The sequence below is a fragment of the Candidatus Desulfatibia sp. genome, assembly GCF_036446775.1.
Classification (GTDB): Bacteria; Desulfobacterota; Desulfobacteria; order Desulfobacterales; family UBA11574; genus Desulfatibia_A.
The window spans coordinates 1-3,482 of sequence record NZ_JAZFTO010000329.1; the positions used below are offsets into that span (position 1 = coordinate 1).

Consider the following 3,482-nt stretch of genomic DNA (forward strand, 5'->3'; position numbering starts at 1 on the left):
ATCAATGTGACTGCCGCAAACCGGAGCCGGGACTAATTTATCAGGCTGCACAAAAGCACCAGTTAGATATTAAAGCGGCGGTCATGGTCGGTGACAGTGCCAAGGATATTGAGTGTGCCCGCAGCGCCGGATGCAAGCATACTGTTCTGGTCCAAACCGGCAGCGGCGCAGCCGCTGAAGAAATTCTTAACACCAAAAAGATAATCCCGGATTTTGTGGCCCGGGATCTTCTGCATGCCACCGAATGGATATTAGCCCAAAACATATAACTGAGGGATCGGGGAGTTTTTATTATAGAGTATTATCTATCAGCGGAATGGATTTTTCCATGCAGCGACCATACGAGGTAACTCCCCGATATCTGATATAACTAAAAATTATTTATAAAAAAATTGGCGCAGACCCATGACCACCCTTGAGGGCCACCTTGAAAGAATCACCTATTATAACGAAGAGAACCACTATACCATAGCCAGATTAAAGACCGACTCGACCCAAACTCTTGTGACGGTTGTCGGTTACATGCCGGCTGTCAGTCCGGGTGAAGCCCTTAAAATCAAAGGCACCTGGGAGACCCATCCCAGATACGGCCAGCAGCTTAAAATTCATTCGTATGAAGTTACTTTGCCGGCATCTGTTGACGGCATAAAGAATTACCTGAAAGCAGGCTTCATAAAAGGAATCGGCGCTGCAACGGCGGATAAGCTGGTTAATCACTTTAAGGAACACACCCTCGAAGTTATCGAAAAAAATCCGGCAAAACTGCTGGAAGTTTCAGGCATTGGGAAAAGCAAAGCAACTTCAATAACACAAGCTTGGAAAGAACAGCATGCGGTTCGGGGCCTTATGCAGTTTCTGCAAGAATATGGGGTCAATACGTCCTATAGTGGAAAAATACTCAAAGCATACGGCCTGGATGCGGTCAATGCCATCCAAAGTAACCCCTATCGCATGACGGTTGATATACCCGGAATCGGTTTTCATTCAGCCGATACCATTGCATTGAAGATGGGTGTCGCTGAAGACGAGCCCGCCAGAATCAAATCCTGTATTATTTTTCAAATGTTACAGTTCGCTGATAATGGACACATTTTTGCTTATGAGGATGAGCTGTTACAACGCTGCGTCAAGCTTCTTAAGATTGAATACAAGAGTGTCAAATCAATCCTCGCACTTCTTGCAGATGAAAAAAAGATCGTTATGGAAAAAATGCCTCAAAATCCAGATGCAACGATCATTTACACCAAAGCGCTCCACGAGGCGGAAAGCGGTATTGCCAACAGGCTGCAAGCCCTGTTGTCCGTGCCGGTAACAATCGCTGCCCTTGATCAGGAGCAGATTGCAACCGAAGTTATAGAAAAGCTCGCCATTAAACCTTCTTCCGAGCAGCTCAGCGTCCTGGAAGAGATCCTTTCCCACCGGGTTTCCATTATTACCGGGGGGCCCGGAACCGGCAAAACGACCCTGATCAGATCGATTACCGCTATATTTGAGAGCATGGGCAAAGAGATCCTGCTGGCGGCGCCTACCGGACGGGCAGCCCGCCGTCTGTCAGAGGTTACCCGCCGAAAGGCATCTACCATTCATAAACTTTTAGGATACAATTTTACCATCAACCTATTCGAAAAGAATTTGAACAATCCTCTGGATGCAGATGCACTAATTGTTGACGAAGCCTCCATGGTGGACACTGCGCTGATGTTTCATCTGCTGAAAGCGCTTCCGGTGACATCAACGCTAATTCTGGTTGGCGATATTTTTCAGCTTCCGTCGGTCGGGCCCGGCAATGTTCTTGCGGATATGATCGCATCAAAAAGAATACGTACATTCGAACTCAAAAAGATTTTCAGGCAGGCCCAAGAGAGCCCCATTGTTCTCAATGCCCATAAGGTTCGCCGTGGCGAAACACCCGACCTGACCAGTATCGACAGCACGGAAGGCCTCTCCGAATTCTACTTCATCGAACAGCGTAATCCTGACAAGGTGCTAAAGACCATCGTTGAATTATGCAGCGACAGAATTCCCCGGCGATATAAATTTGATCACGTGAATGATATTCAGGTTTTAACGCCCATGCACAAAGGTGTCGTGGGTACAATTAACCTGAACCAGGTGCTTCAAAAGGTGCTGAACCCGAGGCCGGCGGATACCAAAGCCAAAGGCATCGGTTTCAGGCCGGATGATAAAGTCATGCATTTGAAGAACAACTATCAGAAAGAAGTCTTTAACGGCGATATCGGAACCGTCATATCGGTTGACGCGGAACAAAAACAGCTGTCCGTAGACTACTATGGAAGATCCGTTAATTACGATTTTGCAGAACTGGATGAACTATCACTGGCATACGCCATATCGGTACATAAATCCCAGGGCTCGGAATATCCTGCCGTGATTGTACCCATTTTGACACAGCATTTTTTTCTTCTCCAGCGCAACCTGCTTTACACGGCTATTACGCGAGGTGTAAAACTGGTAATCCTTATCGGTACCCAAAAAGCCCTGACAATTGCCCTGAAAAACAACAAACCCCATAAGCGTCTTACAAGTCTTGCTTTCAGACTTCGGGACAGCTAACTCGGATATTCCTTGACAATCCTCATTGTATCAATTACTTAAATCCCAACTTTTGAGCCAGGATGGCAATTTAAAGAATATATTTACAATACATATAGTTAGGAGGTTTCTAATGGCTGTGCCAAAACGCAAAAAATCCAAATCAAAGCGAAATAAACGACGAACCCACCAGAGGGTCATGGGGACAAACCTGTCGGCCTGCCCCCAGTGCGGGGAGGCCGTGCTTTCTCACCATGCCTGCGCAAGCTGCGGAACTTACAAAGGCCGCAGCGTCATTGAGTAACCGTTCACAGGTTCAGAGGTTCAGGGTTCAAAGGTTCAGCCGCCTACGCTGTAGCTACATCGTGCCAGGAGGTTCGGGGCTAGTTAGTAAAGGTTAACAAAAAAAAGCAACCCTGAACTTCTGAACCCTGAACCTCTGAACGCCTACGTCATTGATATCGAACAGTAAAAGGATAACATCATGGAAGCAGACAAGACCCCGATTATCATCGGATGTGATCATGGCGCATATGATTTAAAGGAGAAACTCAAAACGTTCATCGCTGAAAAGGGTATCAAGGTTGAGGATGTCGGCACTCACAGCGAAGATTCAGTCGATTATCCGGACTTTGGAGTTAAGGTTGCCTCTCTGGTTTCAAACGGAAAATTCAAGCGCGGCATACTCCTTTGCGGCACCGGAATCGGCATGTCCATGGTCGCCAACAGATTCCCGCACGTGCGGGCGGCGCTTTGCAGCGATCTTTTTAGCGCGATTATGAGCAGGGCTCACAACGATTCCAATATACTGGTGCTGGGCGGGCGTGTTATCGGAGAAGGACTTGCCCTGGAATTGACCAGAGCATGGCTGGAAACACCGTTTGACGGCGGACGTCACCGGATGCGCATAGAAAAGTTCGATCAGCTGG

The 3,482-nt window shown here is 47.5% G+C and carries 4 protein-coding genes; all 4 read left to right on the plus strand.

What is annotated here, in order from left to right; translation table 11 throughout:
* Positions 1–269, plus strand: a 269-nt coding sequence (locus V3S16_RS15520; RefSeq protein WP_413886559.1) for an HAD-IA family hydrolase, incomplete at its 5' end; no start/stop codon positions are given.
* 136 nt (positions 270–405) lie between these two features.
* Positions 406–2,574: an ATP-dependent RecD-like DNA helicase gene (locus tag V3S16_RS15525; protein ID WP_413886560.1), complete on the plus strand. Its 2,169-nt coding sequence runs from the start codon at positions 406–408 to the stop codon at positions 2,572–2,574.
* A 112-nt stretch (positions 2,575–2,686) separates the two neighbouring features.
* On the plus strand, positions 2,687–2,857 hold the full coding sequence (gene rpmF / locus V3S16_RS15530; RefSeq protein ID WP_413886562.1) for a 50S ribosomal protein L32: 171 nt from the start codon (positions 2,687–2,689) through the stop codon (positions 2,855–2,857).
* Positions 2,858–3,037: 180 nt separating this feature from the next.
* On the plus strand, positions 3,038–3,482 hold a 445-nt coding region (gene rpiB, locus V3S16_RS15535; RefSeq protein WP_413886564.1), incomplete at its 3' end, for a ribose 5-phosphate isomerase B.

What these genes read in the sequence shown, in the direction of transcription:
- V3S16_RS15525 (WP_413886560.1), top strand. Translation starts at nt 406, where the DNA reads ATGACCACCCTTGAGGGCCACCTTGAAAGAATCACCTATTATAACGAA.
- rpmF (WP_413886562.1), top strand. Translation starts at nt 2,687, where the DNA reads ATGGCTGTGCCAAAACGCAAAAAATCCAAATCAAAGCGAAATAAACGA.